Annotated in this window: 17 protein-coding genes; 13 read left to right on the top strand and 4 right to left on the bottom strand. The window is 58.5% G+C overall.

The genetic code is table 11. The features are described 5' to 3' along the window. Positions 1 to 138: 138 nt before the first annotated feature. The 7 genes from J8C06_RS02460 (at position 139) to J8C06_RS02430 (ending at position 7,334) form a co-directional block, all read left to right on the top strand. Entirely contained in the window at positions 139 to 519 is a 381-nt protein-coding gene (locus tag J8C06_RS02460) for a DUF1987 domain-containing protein (RefSeq protein ID WP_211429213.1), read from the top strand. 7 nt (positions 520 to 526) lie between these two features. Further along, positions 527 to 1,717 (top strand): serine/threonine-protein kinase, encoded by a 1,191-nt coding sequence (locus J8C06_RS02455; RefSeq protein WP_211429212.1) that lies wholly within the window; start codon positions 527 to 529, stop codon positions 1,715 to 1,717. A gap of 29 nt (positions 1,718 to 1,746) precedes the next feature. After that, entirely contained in the window at positions 1,747 to 3,972 is a 2,226-nt protein-coding gene (locus J8C06_RS02450; protein ID WP_211429211.1) for a tetratricopeptide repeat protein, read from the top strand. Between the two features lie 165 nt (positions 3,973 to 4,137). Next, positions 4,138 to 4,614, top strand: a complete 477-nt coding sequence (locus J8C06_RS02445) for a S24/S26 family peptidase (RefSeq protein WP_211429210.1) — start codon at positions 4,138 to 4,140, stop codon at positions 4,612 to 4,614. 76 nt (positions 4,615 to 4,690) lie between these two features. After that, positions 4,691 to 5,629: an arginase gene (gene rocF / locus J8C06_RS02440; RefSeq protein WP_211429209.1), complete on the top strand. Its 939-nt coding sequence runs from the start codon at positions 4,691 to 4,693 to the stop codon at positions 5,627 to 5,629. A gap of 83 nt (positions 5,630 to 5,712) precedes the next feature. Further along, entirely contained in the window at positions 5,713 to 6,633 is a 921-nt protein-coding gene (locus J8C06_RS02435) for a branched-chain amino acid transaminase (RefSeq protein ID WP_211429208.1), read from the top strand. 152 nt (positions 6,634 to 6,785) lie between these two features. Further along, a complete protein-coding gene (locus J8C06_RS02430) occupies positions 6,786 to 7,334 on the top strand; it encodes a uracil-DNA glycosylase (RefSeq protein WP_343216869.1) in 549 nt (182 codons plus the stop codon). Between the two features lie 29 nt (positions 7,335 to 7,363). Here the strand turns inward: J8C06_RS02430 and dnaX are convergent, their stop codons facing one another. Continuing rightward, positions 7,364 to 9,148: a DNA polymerase III subunit gamma/tau gene (gene dnaX, locus J8C06_RS02425; RefSeq protein WP_211429206.1), complete on the bottom strand. Its 1,785-nt coding sequence runs from the start codon at positions 9,146 to 9,148 to the stop codon at positions 7,364 to 7,366. A 56-nt stretch (positions 9,149 to 9,204) separates the two neighbouring features. On the opposite strand from dnaX, the gene xth reads away from it, so the two are divergent. Further along, the gene (xth, locus tag J8C06_RS02420) at positions 9,205 to 9,999 is read left to right on the top strand and encodes an exodeoxyribonuclease III (RefSeq protein ID WP_246602065.1); all 795 of its coding nucleotides are present in this window, start codon (positions 9,205 to 9,207) and stop codon (positions 9,997 to 9,999) included. Positions 10,000 to 10,092: 93 nt separating this feature from the next. On the opposite strand, the gene J8C06_RS02415 is transcribed toward xth, so the two are convergent. Together J8C06_RS02415 and J8C06_RS02410 are read right to left on the bottom strand one after the other, a co-directional pair. Further along, complete coding sequence (locus J8C06_RS02415) at positions 10,093 to 10,836, bottom strand: PspA/IM30 family protein (RefSeq protein WP_211429205.1); 744 nt, start codon at positions 10,834 to 10,836, stop codon at positions 10,093 to 10,095. Positions 10,837 to 11,101: 265 nt separating this feature from the next. After that, positions 11,102 to 13,390 carry a S9 family peptidase gene (locus J8C06_RS02410; RefSeq protein WP_211429204.1) on the bottom strand — a complete coding sequence of 763 codons (2,289 nt, stop codon included), beginning with the start codon at positions 13,388 to 13,390 and terminating at the stop codon, positions 11,102 to 11,104. Between the two features lie 146 nt (positions 13,391 to 13,536). Between J8C06_RS02410 and J8C06_RS02405 the strand changes: the two genes are divergently transcribed. The 5 genes from J8C06_RS02405 (at position 13,537) to J8C06_RS02385 (ending at position 18,734) form a co-directional block, all read left to right on the top strand. Then, positions 13,537 to 14,283 (top strand): ABC transporter ATP-binding protein, encoded by a 747-nt coding sequence (locus tag J8C06_RS02405; protein WP_211429203.1) that lies wholly within the window; start codon positions 13,537 to 13,539, stop codon positions 14,281 to 14,283. A 56-nt stretch (positions 14,284 to 14,339) separates the two neighbouring features. Continuing rightward, entirely contained in the window at positions 14,340 to 15,596 is a 1,257-nt protein-coding gene (locus J8C06_RS02400; RefSeq protein WP_211429202.1) for an ABC transporter permease, read from the top strand. A gap of 163 nt (positions 15,597 to 15,759) precedes the next feature. Continuing rightward, complete coding sequence (mce, locus tag J8C06_RS02395) at positions 15,760 to 16,209, top strand: methylmalonyl-CoA epimerase (RefSeq protein ID WP_211429201.1); 450 nt, start codon at positions 15,760 to 15,762, stop codon at positions 16,207 to 16,209. Positions 16,210 to 16,314: 105 nt separating this feature from the next. Further along, positions 16,315 to 17,457, top strand: coding sequence for a peptidylprolyl isomerase (locus tag J8C06_RS02390; protein WP_211429200.1), 1,143 nt, complete (start codon positions 16,315 to 16,317; stop codon positions 17,455 to 17,457). A 92-nt stretch (positions 17,458 to 17,549) separates the two neighbouring features. Continuing rightward, the gene (locus J8C06_RS02385; protein WP_211429199.1) at positions 17,550 to 18,734 is read left to right on the top strand and encodes an acyl-CoA dehydrogenase family protein; all 1,185 of its coding nucleotides are present in this window, start codon (positions 17,550 to 17,552) and stop codon (positions 18,732 to 18,734) included. A 96-nt stretch (positions 18,735 to 18,830) separates the two neighbouring features. Here the strand turns inward: J8C06_RS02385 and J8C06_RS02380 are convergent, their stop codons facing one another. Next, positions 18,831 to 20,006 carry an alpha/beta hydrolase family protein gene (locus J8C06_RS02380; RefSeq protein WP_211429198.1) on the bottom strand — a complete coding sequence of 392 codons (1,176 nt, stop codon included), beginning with the start codon at positions 20,004 to 20,006 and terminating at the stop codon, positions 18,831 to 18,833. Positions 20,007 to 20,118 lie beyond the last annotated feature (112 nt).

Below are 20,118 nucleotides of genomic sequence, written 5' to 3'. Positions count from 1 at the left end.
ACAGACTTCGTTTATTGTTGGCTCTGAATCAATCAACCGGTGTTCAGTGCAAAACTCTGTGTTGAAGCATGCTTCACACTGGCGCTGGTCGCGGTTGCGGCCACCCCAAAAAGCCAACCATCTGAAGAGAGTGGATCCATGGAAAATCTGGTCATCGAGAAAGCCAAGGCGACGCCACGTATCGCTTTCGACGCCACAACCGGCGTTCTCGAAATGGAAGGCGACTCCTACCCCGAAAATGCGATGCACTTCTATCAACCGGTGCTGGAGTGGCTATCCCGTTTTCTGAATGAGTCTTCTACGCCGGTTACGTTCAACTTCCGTTTGGACTACTTCAATACCAGTTCCTCAAAGTGCATCATCACGATTCTGGAAATGGTCGAAAATGCCGTGAGATCAGGACGCCCCGTCGTCATGAACTGGCACTACTACGAAGACGACGACGACATGAAAGAACACGGGGAAGAGTTTGCCGAAGACTTCTCGATTCCATTCAAATTTGTAGCGATCCCCTCCTGACGGTCGCATGCCTGAACCAAAACCCAAAACAGCCGCTGAAGAAGTCTTTGCCACGGAGTTTGCCGTTCTAACCACGGCCGAGCGAATAGCGGCTGAAGGTCTTGCCAAACCTGAAGAATGGCAGCATCAGTTTTCAGAGCTGACGAAAAAGTATCGTGCGCTCCTCAAGCAAGCCGTCAAGATGACCGGGATTGGCGACACCACCCAGAGTCGCCTCCTCCGCATCCAGCACGAGCTTGAGGCCAAAAACCGTGAGCTGCTTGAAAAGAATCAAGCCCTAGTTCGCGCTCAGGAAGCGTTGTTGCAGTCCCAGGCGCGGGCGCAAACAATTTTTTCGGCCTACACGGAAGCCTTGCCCGGAACCGTTCTCGATGGACGCTACCGGCTCGAACGAAAGATCGGGGCTGGTGGCTACGGCGCGGTCTATGAAGCAACCCACCTGGCGCTGAACACCTCGGTCGCGGTCAAGATTTTGCAGCCGCGCGGCGGGAGCGTCACGCCCGAGGAACTCGAACGGTTCAAACGAGAGGGAATATCGGCCTGCCGGGTCCAGCATCCCAACGCCGTCAATGTCCTCGATTTTGGCATTTCCTCAAATGGATTTGCCTACTTGGTGATGGAAATTCTGCACGGCGCGACCCTTGGGCAGGAACTCAAGCGATTGGGGCAAATGTCCGCTCAACGCTGCCTGGAGATCATCCTTCCAGTCGCCTCAGTGCTGGTTGAAGCCCACGCCATGCACATCGTTCACCGCGACATCAAGCCGGATAACATTTTTCTGCATCGCCCACCAACCGGCGAAGTTGTCAAACTGCTTGACTTTGGACTCGCCAAACTGATGGGCGAGGACGGCTTCCACCCAGAAGCCACCCGCGGGTTGATTGTCGGAACACCCAAGTACATGCCGCCGGAGCGACTCAGCTTTCTGCCCTACGATGGGCGGGCGGACATCTACAGCCTGGGGGTCGTGGCCTATGAAATTCTCGCCGGGCGGCCTCCCTTCACGGCCGAGAACGGCAATGTGGCAGCACTGATGACAGCTCACTTGCAGAGCGCGCCCCCGCCACTAGCGAGCTTTGCCCCAGATGTGCCACCCATTCTCGAAGCTGTTACGATGCGCATGCTGCACAAAGTCCCGTCTGCCCGCCCAACGGCGCAGGAAGTCGTACGTATCTTGAGACCACTAAGCAATCACTGACCTCACTTCCATAACACACGGAGACGGCTATGGCCCTATTCTCCCGCTCGTTTGACCGCGAAAAGACACTGAAGCAGGCTGAAAAGCATGCCCAGCAAGGCAAGCTCGATGCGGCTATCAAGGACTATGAACTCGTGGCGCGCACCGACCCACGGGATATCACCATCGCCAACATTCTGGGCGACCTATACCAACGGGTGAACCGCACCGACGAAGCCGCTGAACGGTTTGTCTTTGTCGCTGAGCATTACGTCCGCCAACAACAGTTACCCCAGGCGATTGCACTCTACAGAAAAGTTACCCGACTTCAGCCGGAGCGGCCAGAGTATCCCTTGGCGCTGGGAAACCTCCATCGAAAACAAGGCACATTGGCTGACGCCAAACAAGCCTATCGGCTGGCCGTTGACGTCGCTCGTAAACAAGGCGCGGATGGAACGCTGATTTCCGCACTGCGCGAACTGGCCAAACTTGATCCTGCCGATGGACGAATCAAACTGGACTTGGCGGAAGCCTATGTGCGGGCTGGTCAACGAACTGATGCTTTTGAGCAGTTTCTGGCTGCCGGAGCCGTCCTCCGGGGCAGCCAGGATTGGGAAGGTTCGCTGGCCGCCTACGACCGGGCGATGGCCATCCACCCAGACAGCACCAGCGCGCTTGACGGCTACGCGGAAACGTGCACCGCGGCTGGACAAGCGTTGATCGGTTACGAGCGCATTCAACAACAGATTCGTCGTACGCCAAATAACCTTGACCTCACTGTGATTTTGGGGCGCGCTTATCTTCGGAGCGGCGAACTCGACGCGGCCGAAGCCACGTTCGACCGCCTGTATGCCATTGATCAAAGCCGCTTTGAACACCGCCTCGAAGTCGCCGAAGCCTGCGTTCAACACGGACAGCCCGACCGCGCCGTTCAGATTGTCCGTAGCCTGTTGGGTATCATCATTGACCGGGGACAGAAAAAACGCGCGACGGCGCTGCTTCGGAGCATCATCGAACACCAACCGAACCACATTCCGGCCATTGAGTGCCTGGCTGAGGCGTATGAGCGGGTTGGCGAAAAGCGTAAGCTGGCCAGCACGCTTGACCTCTTGGCCCAGGCTTACCTTGACGCCGGTCGTGAAGCGGATGCCATCCGGGCGCTTGAACAATCCATCCACTACCAACCCAGCCGCAAGGCGCGGCAGCGACTTGAAGCCCTAACCAGCCAGAAGCCTGAGCAAGCCGAGCCACCCCCATCGGCCGGATTTCCCGAAGGCTTCGAGTCGCCTTCAGCAGCCGGTTACTACGACCGCATGACCACGGCATCTGAGGCAGGCGCCAAAGCCAGTTCAGCCCCCACGCCGAACCGCGCCGATACGACTTCTGGTGAGTATAGCGTCGCGTTGCTCGATAGCCTGCTGGCTCAAAACCCTGAACTGATGCAGGCCCGGCTGGCACTCGTCGAACGCATGGCCGCCTCCCAGCCAGACGCCATCGAAACCCGCCTCCAGCTCAAGGAACTCTACCTGGACGCCGGACGCCAAACGGATGCAGCCCGTGAGTGCATGGTCTTGGCGCGGCTTTACCAATCCCGCGGCGACAGCGACAAGGCAGCCGACTTGCGCGCCGAAGCTTTGGCGCTCGACCCTCAGGCCGAGTTGCTACCGGTGGCGCCGCCGAGCGTGACAGCCCCACCACCCCTTTCTTTTGAAATACCAGGCGGGTTGGGCAACTTGCTGACACCAGGGCCACCAAGCGAAATGCCGTTCAGCACAAGTCGGCTCGGTGAGCTTCTCACCCCAGCCCAGTTTCAGAAGCTCCATGAGCGGGAGTGGACACGCGCTGCCCGCCACGGCTACCCACTAGCGCTTTGCTTGGCGCGACTTGATTTCTTTGAATCATACCCAGTGGCTTTCCGCCAGCCGTGCCTGGAAATCGTCGCCGGACTCTTTGATGCGCAACTCGCTGAGTCAGGCGGGATGGCCGCCTATGACCCGAATGAGGGGTTCTTTGTGCTCATTCCAGATGCGGACGCCGATCAGGCCTATGCTCAGGCGGAAGCCCTGCGACAGTCCATCCAGAACAAAGGCATCCCGCATGCGGCGTCGCCACATCGGGTCGTGACCATCAGCGTTGCCGTTACGAGCGATCTTCCTTTGTTTGAAGGCATGCCGTTCAACAAGTTTGTTTCAGTCCTCCAGGATGCGCTAGCCCACGTGACAACCCGCGGCGGCAATGCCACCGTCGTGGCCCCAGCCGCTTACCGACGCACTTGACTTCAAACTTGGCAAAGTCTTAAGTCAGCGATAGCGGCTGGGCGCAAAGATGACCAGCTAAAAGATGACCAGTCAGATTGAAATGCAGCCGTGGCTCAAACTAATATGCCTTGGCTATAACCTTGAGAATACTACCCATTCTTACCATCCGGTGGGGCGTGGCGCATGCGGACGACCGGGAAAACAAAAGCGTCTCCAATCCGAGAGCACACCTTAGAATCGCCTGACATTTTACGGACGGCCCGCGCTGAACTCCTGCGGGAGGGTTTCTATCGTTTTCGGGTCAATGGGAGCGCCATGCGCCCGACCATTGCCGACGGCGATTGGCTTACGATTGAGCAAATCTCCACAGCGCAACTTGGCGCCGGGGACATCGTGCTTCTGTGCACGAGCAGCCAGACCGCTGTCGTTCATCGTATCCTGCGCTTTGAACAGCGTCATGCGACCCTGTACGTCGTGACACGCGGCGATGCGGCGGAAGAGTTAGACGTATCGGTTCCGGTCTCGAATGTCATTGGGCGCGTGCTGCGGATTGAAAGCAACGGCGTCCGCCAAGACCTGACCACTTTCTGGCGTCGCCTACGGACTCGGCTTGCCGGCTGGCTCAATCGCTGGCGCTTCCGCAAAGTCAAATCCTTTTAGCCCGAGGGCGCACCTTTTTCGTCAGGGGCAAGCCATTCCACATGCCGCGCGCCCAAGGACTTGCTGGAGGTTCTCCATGGCAAACAACCATCCTTCCCGGCAGCGCAAGGCAACCATTGTCGGTGTCCCCATGGACTTGGGGGCAGACCGGCGTGGGGTGGATATGGGGCCATCCGTCGTGCGCATCGCCGGTCTGAGCGCCAAGTTGACCGAACTGGGCTACACCGTCGAAGACATCGGGAACGTCCCAGTGGCACTGGCCGAAATGCGCCGGGTGACTGACACCGATGCTCGGCACAAGTACTTATCCGAAGTGGCAAAATCAAATGAGATTCTGGCCAATCACGTTGAAGCGATTCTCGAACAGGGCGCGCTACCAGTTGTGCTTGGCGGGGACCACTCGATTGCGATTGGTAGCGTTGCGGGGATTGCCGCCTATTACCGGCGACGCGGCCACCGGATTGGTATTATCTGGATTGATGCCCACGCCGACATCAATACTCCAGAATCTTCACCATCGGGCAACATTCATGGTATGCCGCTGGCTGTATTGCTCGGTTATGGGCCTGCCCTTTTGACGCAGATCGGGGGTTTTGCACCCAAGGTTCGCCCGGAAGACTGTGCTATTATTGGCGTGCGTCAAATTGATGACGGCGAGCGTCAATTGGCGCGTCAATTAGGACTGCGGGTTTACACCATGCGTGACCTCGATGAGCGCGGCATGAGCGCGGTCATGGATGAAGCGCTTGACCTCGTGACGCGCCACACCATTGGCTTTCACGCGACATTCGACATGGACTTCGTTGATCCGTATTATGCTCCAGGTGTTGGAACGCCTGTTCCAGGCGGCGGCACCTATCGTGAAAGCCACTTAGCGATGGAGAAAATTCACGATTCGGGCAACATGCTCTCGGTCGAGATGGTCGAGATTAATGCCGTTCTCGATACCCATAATCGAACCGGCGAACTTGGCGCAGAACTTCTTCTTTCCGCGCTTGGCAAAAAAATCCTGTAAGTTTTCGGGGCGCTGGGCGAGCTAGTCTTGGATGTAGCCGACGCGCGGCTGGCTCGGTCTCGCTTTCCACGGAGGAACCGACCATGGCACTCGAAACGTCCGAAAAAATCTGGCACAACGGCAAACTGCTCCCGTGGGAGGACGCGCGCATTCACGTCATGTCGCACGTCATCCATTATGGCTCCTCAGTGTTCGAGGGGATTCGCTGCTATCAAACGCCACGCGGGCCGCGGCTCGTCCGCCTGCGTGAGCACGTTCGCCGCTTGTTTGACTCCTGCCATATCTATCGGATGACCATTCCATTCACCATGGAACAAATTTTCACGGCCTGTATTGAAACCGTACGGGTCAACAAGCTCCAGCAGTGCTACGTGCGCCCGATTGTCTTCCGGGGCTATGGGGCGTTTGGCGTCAACCCTTTTCCCGCGCCGGTCGAGACCTACATCATCTGCTTTCCCTGGGGACGGTATCTTGGCAGCGACGCCCTTGAAGCCGGGGTTGACCTGTGCACGTCCTCGTGGGCGCGGATGTCACCCAATACGCTTCCCACCACAGCCAAGGCCGGGGCTAACTACATGAACTCCCAACTCATCAAGATGGAAGCCATCGTCAACGGCTACGCTGAGGGCATTGCGCTCGACGCAGCCGGTTATGTCAGCGAGGGCAGTGGGGAAAACATCTTCATGGTGCGCGATGGCACGGTCATCACGCCTCCTATTGGGCGGGCGGTGCTTCCGGGCATTACCCGCGACGCCGTCATGCGCCTGTGCGAAGACCTGGGCATTCCAGTCGTCGAACGGAGCATCCTGCGTGAAGAACTCTACATTGCCGATGAAATGTTCCTCACTGGTACGGCCTGTGAAATCACGCCGGCCCGCACCCTCGACAAAATCAAGATTGGCGAAGGCAAGCGTGGTCCAATCACCAAACAGCTTCAGGATGCCTACTTCGGCATCATTCAAGGGGAGCGCGAAGACCGGCACGAATGGCTCACCGCGGTATAGTCAAGCCCCAGGCTGAAAACTTGCGGCACTTGGAGCAGCTTCGGCAAGAGATCATAGCTTGCCGAAGCTGTCCGCGTTTGGTGACTTGGCGTGAGCAGGTGGCGCTGGAGAAAGTACGTCGCTTTCGGGCTGACGCCTATTGGGGAAAACCCGTGCCCGGGTTCGGAGACCCGCGCGCCAAGCTGCTCGTGGTTGGACTGGCGCCGGCCGCCCATGGCGGCAACCGGACTGGGCGCATCTTCACCGGCGACCGGAGTGGAGACTGGCTCTTTCGCGCGCTACATCGGTCTGGATTCGCCAATCAGCCGACCTCGACCCATCTGGATGATGGCTTGCAGCTTGCAGACTGCTACGTTTGCGCGGTGGTTCGCTGCGCACCACCCGACAACCGCCCAAGCCCGGACGAGGCAAGGCAGTGTTTGCCGTTTCTAGCGCGTGAAATGCGCGCACTAACCCAAGTGCGCGTCATCGTGGCACTCGGTCGGTTTGCCTTTGAGCACTTACTCAAAACGATGCGCCAGCTTGGCGTATCTATCCCTACCCCGAAGCCAGTCTTCTCTCATGGCGCGCGTCATGAACTCGACAACCACCTGACGTTGCTTGGCTGCTACCACCCAAGCCAGCAAAACACGCTGACCGGACGCTTGACCGCGCCGATGCTCGATAGCGTGTTTGCCACGGCACGTCAGATATTGCGCTGAAGCCTGAACCAAGGGCGAACAAGTGAAAGCTACTCAAGTGGTAGCTTGACTTCCAACAGTTCAGCCCCAAAAGACTTCTGAACCTCTTTCACGGCCGGGTGTCGTTCGGCTTCAGCCCGCAGGTCTATCTCACGAGTCTTCTGCTCGGATACTGGGGATTGCGCTTGGTCGCGGTCGAGGCGCGTGACAACGTTGACTACCCGGCCAACGAGCGGCTGAAGCCGTTCGCGCAGGTAAATCTTTTCGCGTGGCTGGGCGACATATTCCTCCGCCGCTTTTGCGCCCGGTCCAAACAGCAGCTCAAAATCATTTCCCTGCCAGCGCGCGGCCCTGACCGAGTCAAGGTGAACTGACAGCAGGCGTCGCTCTTTTTCAGCCTGCTTTTTGAGGCGCGTCAAAAGCTCATCGGCATTCGTGGGATCGCCTACACCTTCCACGAGTGAATCTTCAGCTTCGACCAAGTTGGCTGGCGACGGTTCGATAAGTTCCGTGCTTGGTGGTTCAGGCGGCGGCGCGGCCAATCGCAGGGACGGCCGCTCCGATGAAGCTTTAGGCCGGTCCCTGGCCGCTGCTCCAGACGGGCGAGCTGGTGGATTCAGGGTTGACGCCGACTTGGGGGTAACCGACGGAACTGTTGACGCCGGCAACTGGGCTGGCGGCAGTCCGTCGTCCAACCACCGATTGAGTCGGGTCAGGAGGTCTTCGAGCGGTTTGAGCTGCCCAAGTTGCGTCAGCTTCACCAAACCGACTTCAACGAGCGGGCGCGCATCTTCAGACGCTCGAACCTGGGTTTCCAAGTCGGCCACGAGCGAGAAAAGCCGCACCAAGTCAGCCACCGTGAAGTGCCGACACTGGCGTTCGATCAGTGCCATTTCACGGTCGGCGACCGGCAACAACTCGCGGTCGAGTCCAACGACTTGGGCAACCAGCAAATGACGCAAATAGGTCATGAGTTCACGCAAAAACTGCCGCAAGTCATGTCCGGCGCGGATGAGTTGCTCCACTTGTCGCACGACGGCGGCGGCATCGGCCGCCGCGATGGCAGCCACGACCTCGCCGAGCACGTTCAAGCCAATCAGACCCAGCGATTCGCGGACGTCCGCTTCGTCAATAACGGCGTCCGACCCGGTAAAAGCCAGCACTTGATCGAAAGCCGATTGCGCATCCCGCAGGCTACCGCGACCGGCATGGGCGATTTGAATGAGTGCCGCCCGTGAAATGTTGATCTTCTCGGCTTCAGCAATTCGCTCCAGCCGGTCGGCAATGACCTCAACGCCAATGGTTCGGAACTCGTACTGCTGGCAGCGCGAGAGAATCGTTTCCGGGAGCTTGTGTAACTCCGTCGTAGCCAGAATGAACATCACATGCGCAGGCGGCTCTTCGAGCGTCTTGAGCAAGGCGTTGAAGGCGCTCGTCGAAAGCATGTGGACTTCGTCAATGATGAACACCCGGTAGCGGTCTCGTGCCGGACGATTCCCCACGGTAGCCAGGATGACTTCCCGGATGTTGTCCACACCGGTGTGGGAAGCCGCGTCAATTTCCAGGACATCAAGGGCATCACCCGACATCGTTTCCCGGCAGGATGGACACTCACCGCAGGGGTGCGGGGTTGGGCCAGCCACACAGTTGAGCGCCCGCGCCAAAAGCCGGGCGCAGGTCGTTTTTCCAACGCCGCGCGGGCCGGCAAACAAGTAAGCGTGGTGGAGTCGCCCCGTTCGCAGAGCATTCTGCAAAGCGCGCGTGATCGCGCCTTGCCCCACCACATCATCAAATTGCCGAGGCCGCCACTTGCGAGCAATAACCTGATACGCCATAGACAGAAAAGTTCACCGATTTGCCTTGCATTGGATGCCCGAATACACTTTGGCGCATGACGAGTGAAACACTGACTGTCGCCACCTGGAACGTCAACTCCATTCGCGTTCGGCTACCGCACGTCCTGGACTGGCTCAAACGCACCGAACCGGACGTTTTGTGCCTCCAGGAAACCAAAATACCGGATGCTGACTTTCCCTGCGAAGCATTTGAGCAGCTTGGTTATATTGCCAGCGTGTACGGCCAGAAAACCTATAATGGCGTCGCCATTTTGTCATTCGAGTCACAGACGGACGTGCAGCGTGGCCTGCCGGACGATGTGCCTGACGACCAGCGTCGTTTCTTGATGGCGACCATTCGGGGGGTTCGCGTGGCCTCGGTATATGTCCCGAATGGCGAAGCGGTGAGTTCGCCGAAATTTGCCTACAAACTGGCCTTCCTCGAACGCCTATCCAATGCTCTCAAGGGGTATCTCGCATCCAGCGAGCCGCTACTGCTCTGCGGAGATTACAACATCGCCCCGGCGGACATTGACCTCCATGATCCAGAGGGCAACCGCGAAACCGTCATGTTTCATACTCAGGAGCATGCCTTTCTAAGACGCTGGGAGGACTGGGGACTGCGGGATAGTGTCCGTCAACAGCATCCAGACACACTAGGCCTCTATAGCTGGTGGGATTACCGGACTGGCGGATTCGCCCGTAACCGTGGCTGGCGCATTGACCATATTTGGGCGACTGAGGCTTTGGCCAAGGCTTGCACTTCCGCCTCGATTGACCGCGCCGAGCGTGGCAAGGAGCGACCTTCCGATCACGCGCCGGTCATCGCAACCTTTCGCCTTTCAGCGTGATTGGCAGGCCGGGCCGGCTGTTCCGCGCCAAACACCAGACGCCCACGGAGAGGGTGGGCGTCTGGGCGGTCAAACACGGTCCATCAGGGCTGGTTATTCCAGAGCTTTCTTTTGCGCCGGGCCCAGGGTTCGCTCGCCACCGGTTGATTCCGTCAGGGCCGCCGGCTCGTCGGGGATCAGCCCCATCTGCCGCTTGTACGCCATGAGCGCATCCTGGGCTTGGATGTTGTAGGAATCACGTTCAAGCTGCATCATTTGAGCGTCAACACCAGAGTTGGACAGTTCCATCTTGGCTTCTGCCGCCGCCGCGCGCCGATTGATCTTCTCGCGCATTTCATCAAATGAACCCGCCGTGTCACCAATCTGGAAGGAGGCCATCGTTGCGGCAAGTTGCTCTTGCATCCGCGCGCGCTTGCTCTCGCTGATGAGTTGCGTGGCTTCGTCCTGCTTGCGCTTCATCTTGAGCAAGTAGTCATCCCGAAAGCGAATCGCCTGCTGCGAAGCTTTCTTTGCGACGACGAGCTGTTCTTTGACACGGGTCAGTGTGTTTTGCTTTTCCTGCAATGAGGCGATGTAGGTCGTGGCAATATCATCGCGTCCCATCTTGATAGCAGCCTTGACCTTGCTATCAAGCTCTGGAATCTCTCGTTCGAGCGTGGCAACTTCGCGTTCGAGCAGCTTTTCATTCGACATCACCTGCGCCACGTTCTCATTGAGCTTCGGAACCTGGTCGCGCATGTCTCGAATGATTTGCTGAAGAATGAGTTCGGGGTCTTCAGCCGCGTCAATCATACCCCCGAAAATTGAACGGAACAGGCGCTTCAACCTTTCCCACATGTGCCAGTTGCCTCCGCGACAAAGTATCTTGAACCAACCTCCAAGGACCGCGTCACACGTTACTTGCCCGCTTCAACCGGCTCACGCAGCCCAAGTCGTGCCCAATCAGGCGCGAGTCTAACAGCCTTGGTTGGAAGTTCCAAGCGCCACGTCACGCAGTCGGACGGAAGCCGGTTAGTTCCCCGGAGCATTTCGTCTGAAAAGCTCTGACGGGGAGAAACGGGGGCGCGATACCCGGCGGGATTTTCCGCCGCGCTTTGAGAAGCTACAGATGCCGCTCGATGAACGCGAGCATACGACCATACAGATGCTTGACCCGGTAGGGCGTGACCACCCCATGCCGAGACTGTGGATAAGCCAGAAAGTCGAAAGGACGGTCAGCTTTCTGTAACGCATCCATCAACTGCACGGAGTTGCGCGGATGGACGTTGTCATCCATCAGACCGTGGATGAGCAGCAGCGGGCCGTGGAGTTGTTTGGCAGCCGCGACAACCGAGCTACGCGCATAGCCCTCCGGGTTATCCTCCGGCAGCTTCATGTAGCGTTCTGTGTAGATTGAGTCGTAGTTGCGCCAATCCGTGACGGGCGCGCCGGCAATACCGCACTTGAACGCCGTGCTGTGCGTCAACGCATAGGCGGTCATGTAGCCGCCATAACTCCAACCCCACAGGCCAATCCGGTTGCCGTCCACGTAAGGCAAGGTTTTTAGGTAGGCGATGCCATCTTCAAGGTCACGCAGCTCCAACTCGCCCAGCTTGCCATAGACTGGGGCCATCGAACGCATCCCCTTGCCACTGGCCGAACGATTGTCGCATACCCAAACCAGATAGCCCCGCTGCGCCAGCAGTTGATGCCAGAGCATGCGCTGTCCGCCCCACCGATCCACAACCGACTGCGCGCCGGGTCCACTGTAGGCATAACACCAGACCGGATACTTTTTCTGTGGATCGAAATCCGGTGGACGCAACACCATGGCTTCCATCACGAAGCCGTCGCGGGTTTTGACTTGCAGGAAGTCTGGTCGCGCGACGCCATACTCATCCGCCAGGGCGCGCGCTTCAGCGTTATCCGCGACCACCCGGATGGGCGTTCCATCTGCCCGGTGAAGGCTCAGGCGCGGGGGTTCAGCCGCCGTGCTCGACACATCGAAATACGCCGTACAGTCAGCATTGAAGTCGGCCGCATGCGTCCCCTCGGTTTGGCTCAGGCGCGTTAGCTCACGACCATCGAGCTTGACGCGGTACAGGTGGTTGGCAATGGGTGAGTGGGCGGCAGCGGAAAAATACACGTGGGTATCTCCGACGCCATACACCTCACGCACGTCCCATTCCCCCTGCGTGAGCGCGCGGAGGCGCTTTCCATCAGCGGCATGGCGATAGATATGCCGAAAGCCACTTTCATCGCTCTGCCAGAGGAACGAACCGTCAGGAAGAAACAGGGGAAGCTCGACGACTTCGACCCAGGCCGTTGTGCTTTCTTCGCGGAGCAGGCGCTCCACGGCCGCCGGACGCGGCTGCGGTGGCATGCTCTCCAGCATCAGAACGGTCGTCGCATTCAGGTCAAGCCGGGTTTGCCGCCGATTTTGAACCTCGAACAGCAGCCGGTTCGCCTCGCGTGGGTGCCATCCCACACGGGTGATGATACGGTCGTCGGCCGGGTAGTCCGGCAGACCGACTTCCGCCTGCTCGCCATCAACCGTCACCACTCGAAGCGAGACCAGCGGGTTTGGATCGCCGGCCTGCGGATAGTGCGTCCGTTCCACCTGCTGCCGAAAGGGAACATCATCCGTCAGGATGTGAACCGGAACATTCGTGTCATCCAGGCGCAGGTAAGCCAGCAGCGTTCCCGACGGATCCCACCAATAGCCACGGCGCTTCCCGCGCCCATAGACTTCTTCTTCGTAAACCCAATCGAGAATGCCATTGAAAATACTCGTTGAACCGTCTTGCGTCAGGCGGCGCTCAGTCCGGGGCGAAGCCGCCAAATCAAGAACAAAGAGATCGTTGCCACGCACGAAACTGACCCGCCTGCCATCGGGGCTGAAGTCATATTCTTCTTCGGCGGCGGCGGGCGACATGGTGAGGCGCTCCGCCCGTTCGGCAACGAAGTCATAGCAGTACAGGTCATTGTCACCGCTGAGGAGCGCCCGGCGAAAGCCGGCGTCAAAGACCGCCGTCCGCAAGCTGGCGGCGGCGCGGCTGTCATCGGCCGCCATGCCGGCCGCTTCGAGCGCGGACTGCATGCGCGCCGGGTCATGAAATGGTGTGCGCTTACCGGTCGCAGTTTCGACCCGAACGACTTCAGTTTGGCGGGTTTGCGCGTTGACCTCAAATGCTAGGTAGTGCTGGCCACCGGGCAGCCAGACAAGCCGTGGCAGGCTGCCGGAGAAGTTGACGCGCTGAACGGGGTCAAAAAGCGCTTCGAGCGTGAGTTGCTTGGTGGCTTTTTTGGCGGCGGTCGGCGCCGACTGGGCCGCCACCGGCACAACCAGCGAAGCGGTGAGCAGGACACCAAGCCACCACTCAGACCAGCTTACCTGCCGTTGAAAGTACATACCGGATTCTCCTTGGTTTAACGCGATAGTCACGGGGTTGATGCTTCGCCATGCCTTATGCGATGTCTGCCCATTAGAGCAACTGTTTGATGGCGTGAACGTTACTGACTTGTCCGGGCACGCTGACTTCCGGCACACTAGCGCGCATGATTGCAGCGGAAAACCTCGTCAAAGTTTACCGGGACCGAAAGCGGGGCGATGTCCGCGCGGTGGATGGCGTGAGCTTCTCCGTTCAGGCCGGGGAAATTTTTGGACTCCTCGGCGCGAATGGGGCCGGCAAAACCACGACGTTGCGCATGCTGGGAACATTGCTTCAACCAACGGACGGCACAGCCTATGTGGCGGGCTTCGACGTCCGACTTGAACCCGAAAACGTTCGCGCCAACATTGGCTTTCTCTCAACCACCACGGCATTGTATGGTCGGCTGACCGTCCGTGAGATGGTGGAATACTTCGGGCGCTTGCACGGCCTTGACAGCGCGACGCTACGAACGCGCATCGAGAACATCTTTACGACGCTCGACATGCACGACTTCGCCAAGGCGCGCTGCGATACGCTTTCGACCGGACAAAAACAACGCACGTCAATTGCCCGTTCGATTATCCATGAGCCGCCGGTCATGATTTTCGATGAGCCGACAACTGGTCTCGATGTGATGACCTCACGCACAATTGTTGGCTTCATTCGGCGCTGTCGGGACGAGGGACGCACAGTCGTTTTTTCAACGCACATCATGAGCGAGGCCGAACGGCTCTGCGACCGGATCGGTATCATCCATGCTGGCCGGCTTGTGGCGGTGGGGACACTGGCCGAACTCCGCCACCAGACCGGCGCGACCTTTCTGGAAGACGTCTTTCTCCGACTCGTCGCGCCAGATGATCCCGACAACTGATGCCGCCAGTCCCGTTGGCGACCACAGACATTCACCTTGGACAATGACGCTCAACCATGCCAAACGACTTTCCAACTTCCCCGCGCACACCGCCACCACACCGCCACCCGGTCTCGCCGTGGTCATGGCAACGCATTGGCTTCGTCTATGAGAAAGAAATGCGCGAAACACTGCGCGACAAGCGCGTGTTGTTTGGCGTTTTCATCTCGCCGCTGCTGATTACACCTCTGCTGCTGGTCGTAATTGGATACTTTGCCAACCGAAAGGCGGCCGAGGACAAAGCCGAGGTGCTCACGATTGCCATCGTTGATGGACCGGCAGCGCTTCGGGAAGCCATCGCGCGCGATGCGTCCCTTTCGGTGATTACGGTCCAGGATACGAGCCAAGCGGACGCCCTCGTGCAGCAACGCACCGCGCGGGCCGCCATCATTGCGCCGGCTGACAGCGAGCAAACCCTTGTGGCGAATGGAACGCTCGCGCTTGAACTCGTCTTTGACCCATCCAATGAGAAATCCATTTCGGCGATGCGGCGCATTCAGGATGTGATTGATGAGTTCAACCGGACAACCACCAACGAACGCCTCAAGCGACTCAACCTCGATGCGGCGCTCATCACGCCGACGACACTCGCCAAACGCAGCGTTGCTTCCGACAAAAGCGTTGGTGGACTCATCCTGGGGGCACTGCTGCCTTACCTCATTGTGATGACGGCGGCGTTTGGCGGCATGACCAGCGCCTTTGACTTGGGCGCTGGCGAAAAGGAACGGGGCACGATGGAAACCCTGCTGGTCTCGCCGGCCACCCGGACCGAAATCATCCTAGGCAAGACCCTGACGATTACGACCGTTAGCTTTGCTTCCGCCGTTTTCACCATTATTGGACTCGTTGGGTCGTTTGTCATTGGATTGAGCTACTTTGCGCAACTCACGCAGGGGAAAATTGCCATTTCCTATACGGCGGTGGCCGTCATGACGCTGGTTACACTGCCGCTCACGCTGTTTACCTCGTCGCTGCTCATGATTTTGTCGTCCTTTGCGCGCAACCAAAAAGAAGCCCAGTCCTATTCCCTGCCCTTCGTGATGGTAGTCATCCTGCCGGCGATGCTGTCGCTGTTTGTCGGTGATGAAAACCCACTTGGTATGAGCCTCATTCCGTTGCTCAACTGCGCCTTGGCCATCAAGCAGTCGCTCGCCGGGTCGCTCACGGTCGGCTTTTTTAGCCTTACCTTTTTGTCTTCAGCTATTTACGCGGCAATTGCAGTCGCCGTGGGGACAGCCCTTTTCAACCGTGAAGAAATTTTGTTCCGCTCCTAGTGTTTGGGTAGGGCTTTGGCTGGCGGAAACACTTCAGGCAGTACCCACTGGCAGTACCCACTGGCGCTTGCGTGATGCGCCGTGCAATATGCAGTGGCCATTCGCTGGGCAAGCGATTGGTACTTTTGTAGAACGCTTTGAAGAAAGACCGAGCCGGTGTTTTATGAACGTTGACCACCTTGGCATCGCCGTTGAATCCATAGAAAAGGCCCTGGATTTCTACCAAGCGGCGCTTGGACTGACCCTCACCCACACCGAGACCGTCAATGAACAAGGGGTTCGGGTCGCCATGCTTCCGATTGGGGAAAGCCGTATCGAGCTGCTCGAACCGACCGGCCCAGAAACGCCGGTGGGCAAGTTTATCAGCAAACGCGGCGGCGGCATTCACCACATTTGTGTTGGCGTGGATGACATCGAAGCCACTCTGGCACGCCTCAAGGCGCAGGGCATTCCGTTGATTGACGAGACGCCACGCCTTGGCGCTGAAGGATGCCTCGTGGCTTTCGTTCATCCCAAAGGCACGGGCGGGGTGCTCGTTGAGCTTTCCCAAAAGCCGACTCAGACCATATTATCGGCGAGCGTTTTATCTCCAACCGATGCCCCTGCCGATTGACTGCCTGCTCTGCTTGACATTGAGGGTAGGTTGGTGGTGGCAGACAACATCAACCAACAGCCCTGTATTGTTGAGGAACTGTATTGCTGAGGAAACTGTCCTTCCATGAAAAAATCACTCATCATTTTCGCCGCCGTGTGCGTTCTCGCGTCCGGCGCGCTGGTTGCCCAAAGCTACCTGACCAAACCCCAGCCTCCACTTACCCTGAGCACGGCTGACATCAATGCCTTTTTAGCCGAACTTCCGGCTGCCAATCTGGCCAGCCTCCGCGAAGACCCCAAAGGCAAGGATGAATTCCGCAAACAAATTGCCCGTTCCTTAGCCATTGTGGCGGAAGCCGAACAGCGCGGTCTTTTCCAAAAGCCTGAACTCAAAAGCCAACTCGACCTTACCTATGGGCAACTGGTTGGCGAAATGTGGAAACGCCGCCCTGAAGCCAAGGAAAAACCAATCACCAGTGAAGATGTGGCTGCCTTTTACCGCGACCAGCCGACTGCTTTTGAAGATTTCCTGACCCAGAATCCGCAGTTTCGCCAAGCGCCGAAGATGGATGAACTGAAGGAAAAATACGGTGAGTTTCAAGTCGCGCGGACTCGTGGTGAAGCGGCCGGCGTCAATAAAACACCGGCTTTTCAACTCCAGTGGCGACTCTTCCAGGCTAACATCGTTGGCAATGAAATCATTGCCAAGCTTCAGGAAGCAGCCAAGCCTTCAGATGAAGAGATTGAGGCGTACCACAAGGCACATCCAGAAGAATTTGAAGAATACAAGGCCAGCCACATCTTGATTTCCACCACCCCGGCGACCGCGCCGCCGGATGGTAAAGCGCCCTCCAAGCCGCTTACCGAGGCAGAAGCCCGCGCCAAGGCTGAAAACATCATCAAGCAGCTTCAAGGTGGCGCTGATTTCGCCAAACTGGCCGAGCAGTATTCCGATGACCCTGGCTCAAAGAAGCAGGGCGGCGACTTGGGCTACTTTCGGGAAGGCATGATGGTCGCGCCCTTCTTTGAAGGCGTCAAAGCGCTCCAGGTCGGGGGGATTTCAACCATGCCCGTGCAGACCCAGTTTGGATTTCATATCATCAAGCTTGAGGATAAACGGCCCAAGGCGCTCGACGAACCAACCAAGCGCGAGATTGGCGAAAAGCTCCGCCAGCGAAAGGTCGAAACCAAGCTCGATGAGCTTGTCACGCGATATGGCATTGTCATCCCAAGCGATTTTACCATCCCATCTGAACCAACTTCATAGGGGCGCTCCGCTCAGCGCTTGCCCCCAGCTCAGAAGTTGCTCAAGCCCGGAGAAGTAGTTCCCCCATCCCCATCGGTAAGGAGGCTTGCCCCATGCAGTTTGATGAAGAACACCAACTCTTTCGCAAAACGCTTCGTGATTTCATCGAGAAAGAAATTAACCCACACGTTGACCAGTGGGAAAAAGATGGCATTTGGCCCGCCCATGACATCCTCAAAAAAATGGGTGACTTGGACTTTCTTGGCGTGAACTATCCGACCGAGTATGGCGGACTTGGCCTAGATTACTGGTACAACGTGATTCGCGCCGAAGAGCTTGGGCGCATTCCCTGTGGGGGAGTTCCAATGGGGATCACCGTGCACACAGACATGTGCACGCCAGCTTTGGCTGAGTTTGGTTCCCATGACCTCAAGAAGCGCTTTCTTGAGCCGGCCATTCGGGGGACACAGGTTGGCGCCATCGCGGTTTCCGAGCCTGATGCCGGTTCGGATGTCGCCCGCATTCGGACGCGCGCCGAGTCGGATGGCGACCACTACGTGATTCACGGCAACAAAATGTGGATTACCAACGGCACCCAGGCCGACTGGGTCTGCCTGTTGGCACGCACCTCCCCGGGCGAATCATTTGAGGGCATGTCACTCATCATGGTGCCAACCGATACGCCAGGCTTTGTCGTAAGCCGGAAAATCGAGAAGCTGGGTAACTGGTCATCCGACACCGCCGAGCTGGCGTTTGAAGGTGTGCGCGTACCGAAGGCCTTCCGGATTGGCGACGAGGGACAGGGGTTCAGGCTTCAGATGCAGCAGTTCCAGAAAGAACGGCTCATTGCCGCCGTGACCTGCTATGCCGGCGCGGAACGCATCGTCGAAATCACGAAGAACTACCTCAAAACACGTAAAACCTTTGGCAAGCCACTGATTGACAACCAATACATTCAGTTCCGATTGGCGGAAGTCGTCACGGAGATTGAGTGCCTGCGGCAACTTTGCTACCACTGCACGGAAAAGCTCATCGCCGGGCAGGACATGACGCGCGAAGCTTCCATGGCCAAGCTCAAGGGCGGGCAACTCGTTCGACTGGTCGCCGATGTGTGCCTCCAGTTCCACGGCGGCATGGGGTACACCGAGGAATACCCGCTGGCGCGGTACTTCCGCGATACGCGGCTCTTCCCGATTGGCGGTGGCGCGGATGAAATCATGATGGGCATTATTGCCAAGTATGAGGGCTTCTACAGTGAGCGTCCGCGGGTCGCTTCAACCAAATCAGCCACCGCCTAGGCGATTCCTCGACCCGAAACCAATCTGAGACTTAAACCAAGCGCGGGGCGGCTTCAGCCTTGAAGCCGCCCCGCAAGCCTGAGCCGGTGAACCAGACTAGCCGCGATAATCCGGCAGAATGATGTTGCGATCACTGCCGGCCGGATTGGCCATCCAATCCTGCATCCGGCGGGTGACTTCGGGGTTGCCGTTCGCGCCGAGGTAGTTCAGGTGCTGGCGCACACCAAAACCTTCGCGGATGAAGTTCACAAAGTCGCCGACGTTGCCGCGTCCGAAGGCGCTACGATTCGCGCCAAAATACTGACTCACGATGTCGGTCTGGTGGGCAATGGAAGTCACGTTGACGGCGGCCGGAAAATCATTGGCGTTGGCAGCCCCGCCAAGCGTCATGACCTGGACGCGGGCCAGCATTTGGTTCGCCGCAGCCTGGCCATGTTGACGCGCGAGATGTTGCTCGACCAAGCGGAGCGCCTCCGCGCTGATGGCCGCGCCCTGACTGTACCCAACAACCCGAACCGGACTGTTTGGATAGTTTTCGAGTTGGGACAAAATTAAGTTGGCCTGCGTCTGGGCGGCCGGCGGATTTTGCAGCGCGTTGCGCTTGGTCCAGTCTGCGGTGGCCGGGTTGACCGCAGCCTCGGCGACATAGCGTGCCGTCCGACCCAGAATGAACGCTTCCCGATTGGCGGGGTTGATCCCGATTGCCAACCGCACCGGCAATGGAAGGTTGTTGTAATCAGCCTCGGCGCGGGCGCGGGCTTGCCGGGTGTGGTGGGCGAGGGTGACACCAGCGGCCACCGCCGGATCGGAGTTGTTATAGACCATCTCAACCGGTCGTCCCGTCACCCGCGAAACTTCCTGGGCGAGACGGCTCGCGCCAGAGAATGGCGTGCTGATGCCATTCACGACAATGACGGGCGGAGCCGCATTCGGATTCGCTCCGGGCGCAGTGACACGAAAGGCCGCGCCGTTGAGATGACTGTCAGCCGCCAGTGGAGACAAACGGGTTGGCGCCGCCGGGTTGGGGCGCGCGCCGGCCAGCGGACCGGTTGGGGACAAGCGCGTTGGCGTCGCAACGGCAGTCGTGGCTGAAGCCGCCAACACCTGGCCCTTGCGCAGCGCACCCATCATCTGTAGCTCGGAGAGGCGGGTCGTATTCGCCGGTGCCACAGTATTGGTTGGCGCGGCCGGCGTCGCCCGTGGCTCGGAAACCTTCGGCTGGACGGCGCGGGTAAGTGGGGCTGTTCGTTGGGGCTGAATCCGGTTCGTCATAGCGGCAAACTCCTTGGCGTGATGACCCGTAGCGCGGGCCTAACGCACAGCATCAATCACTGTTTTTCTGGTTATCGAAACAGTGCGTGAATTGTTGCGCCCAAGGCGGCCT

This window comes from Chloracidobacterium validum, from assembly GCF_018304825.1.
In the GTDB taxonomy this organism is placed as follows: Bacteria; Acidobacteriota; Blastocatellia; order Chloracidobacteriales; family Chloracidobacteriaceae; genus Chloracidobacterium; species Chloracidobacterium validum.
Note: the sequence above shows the minus strand (reverse complement) of the source record. Positions and strands in the feature narration are given on the sequence as shown.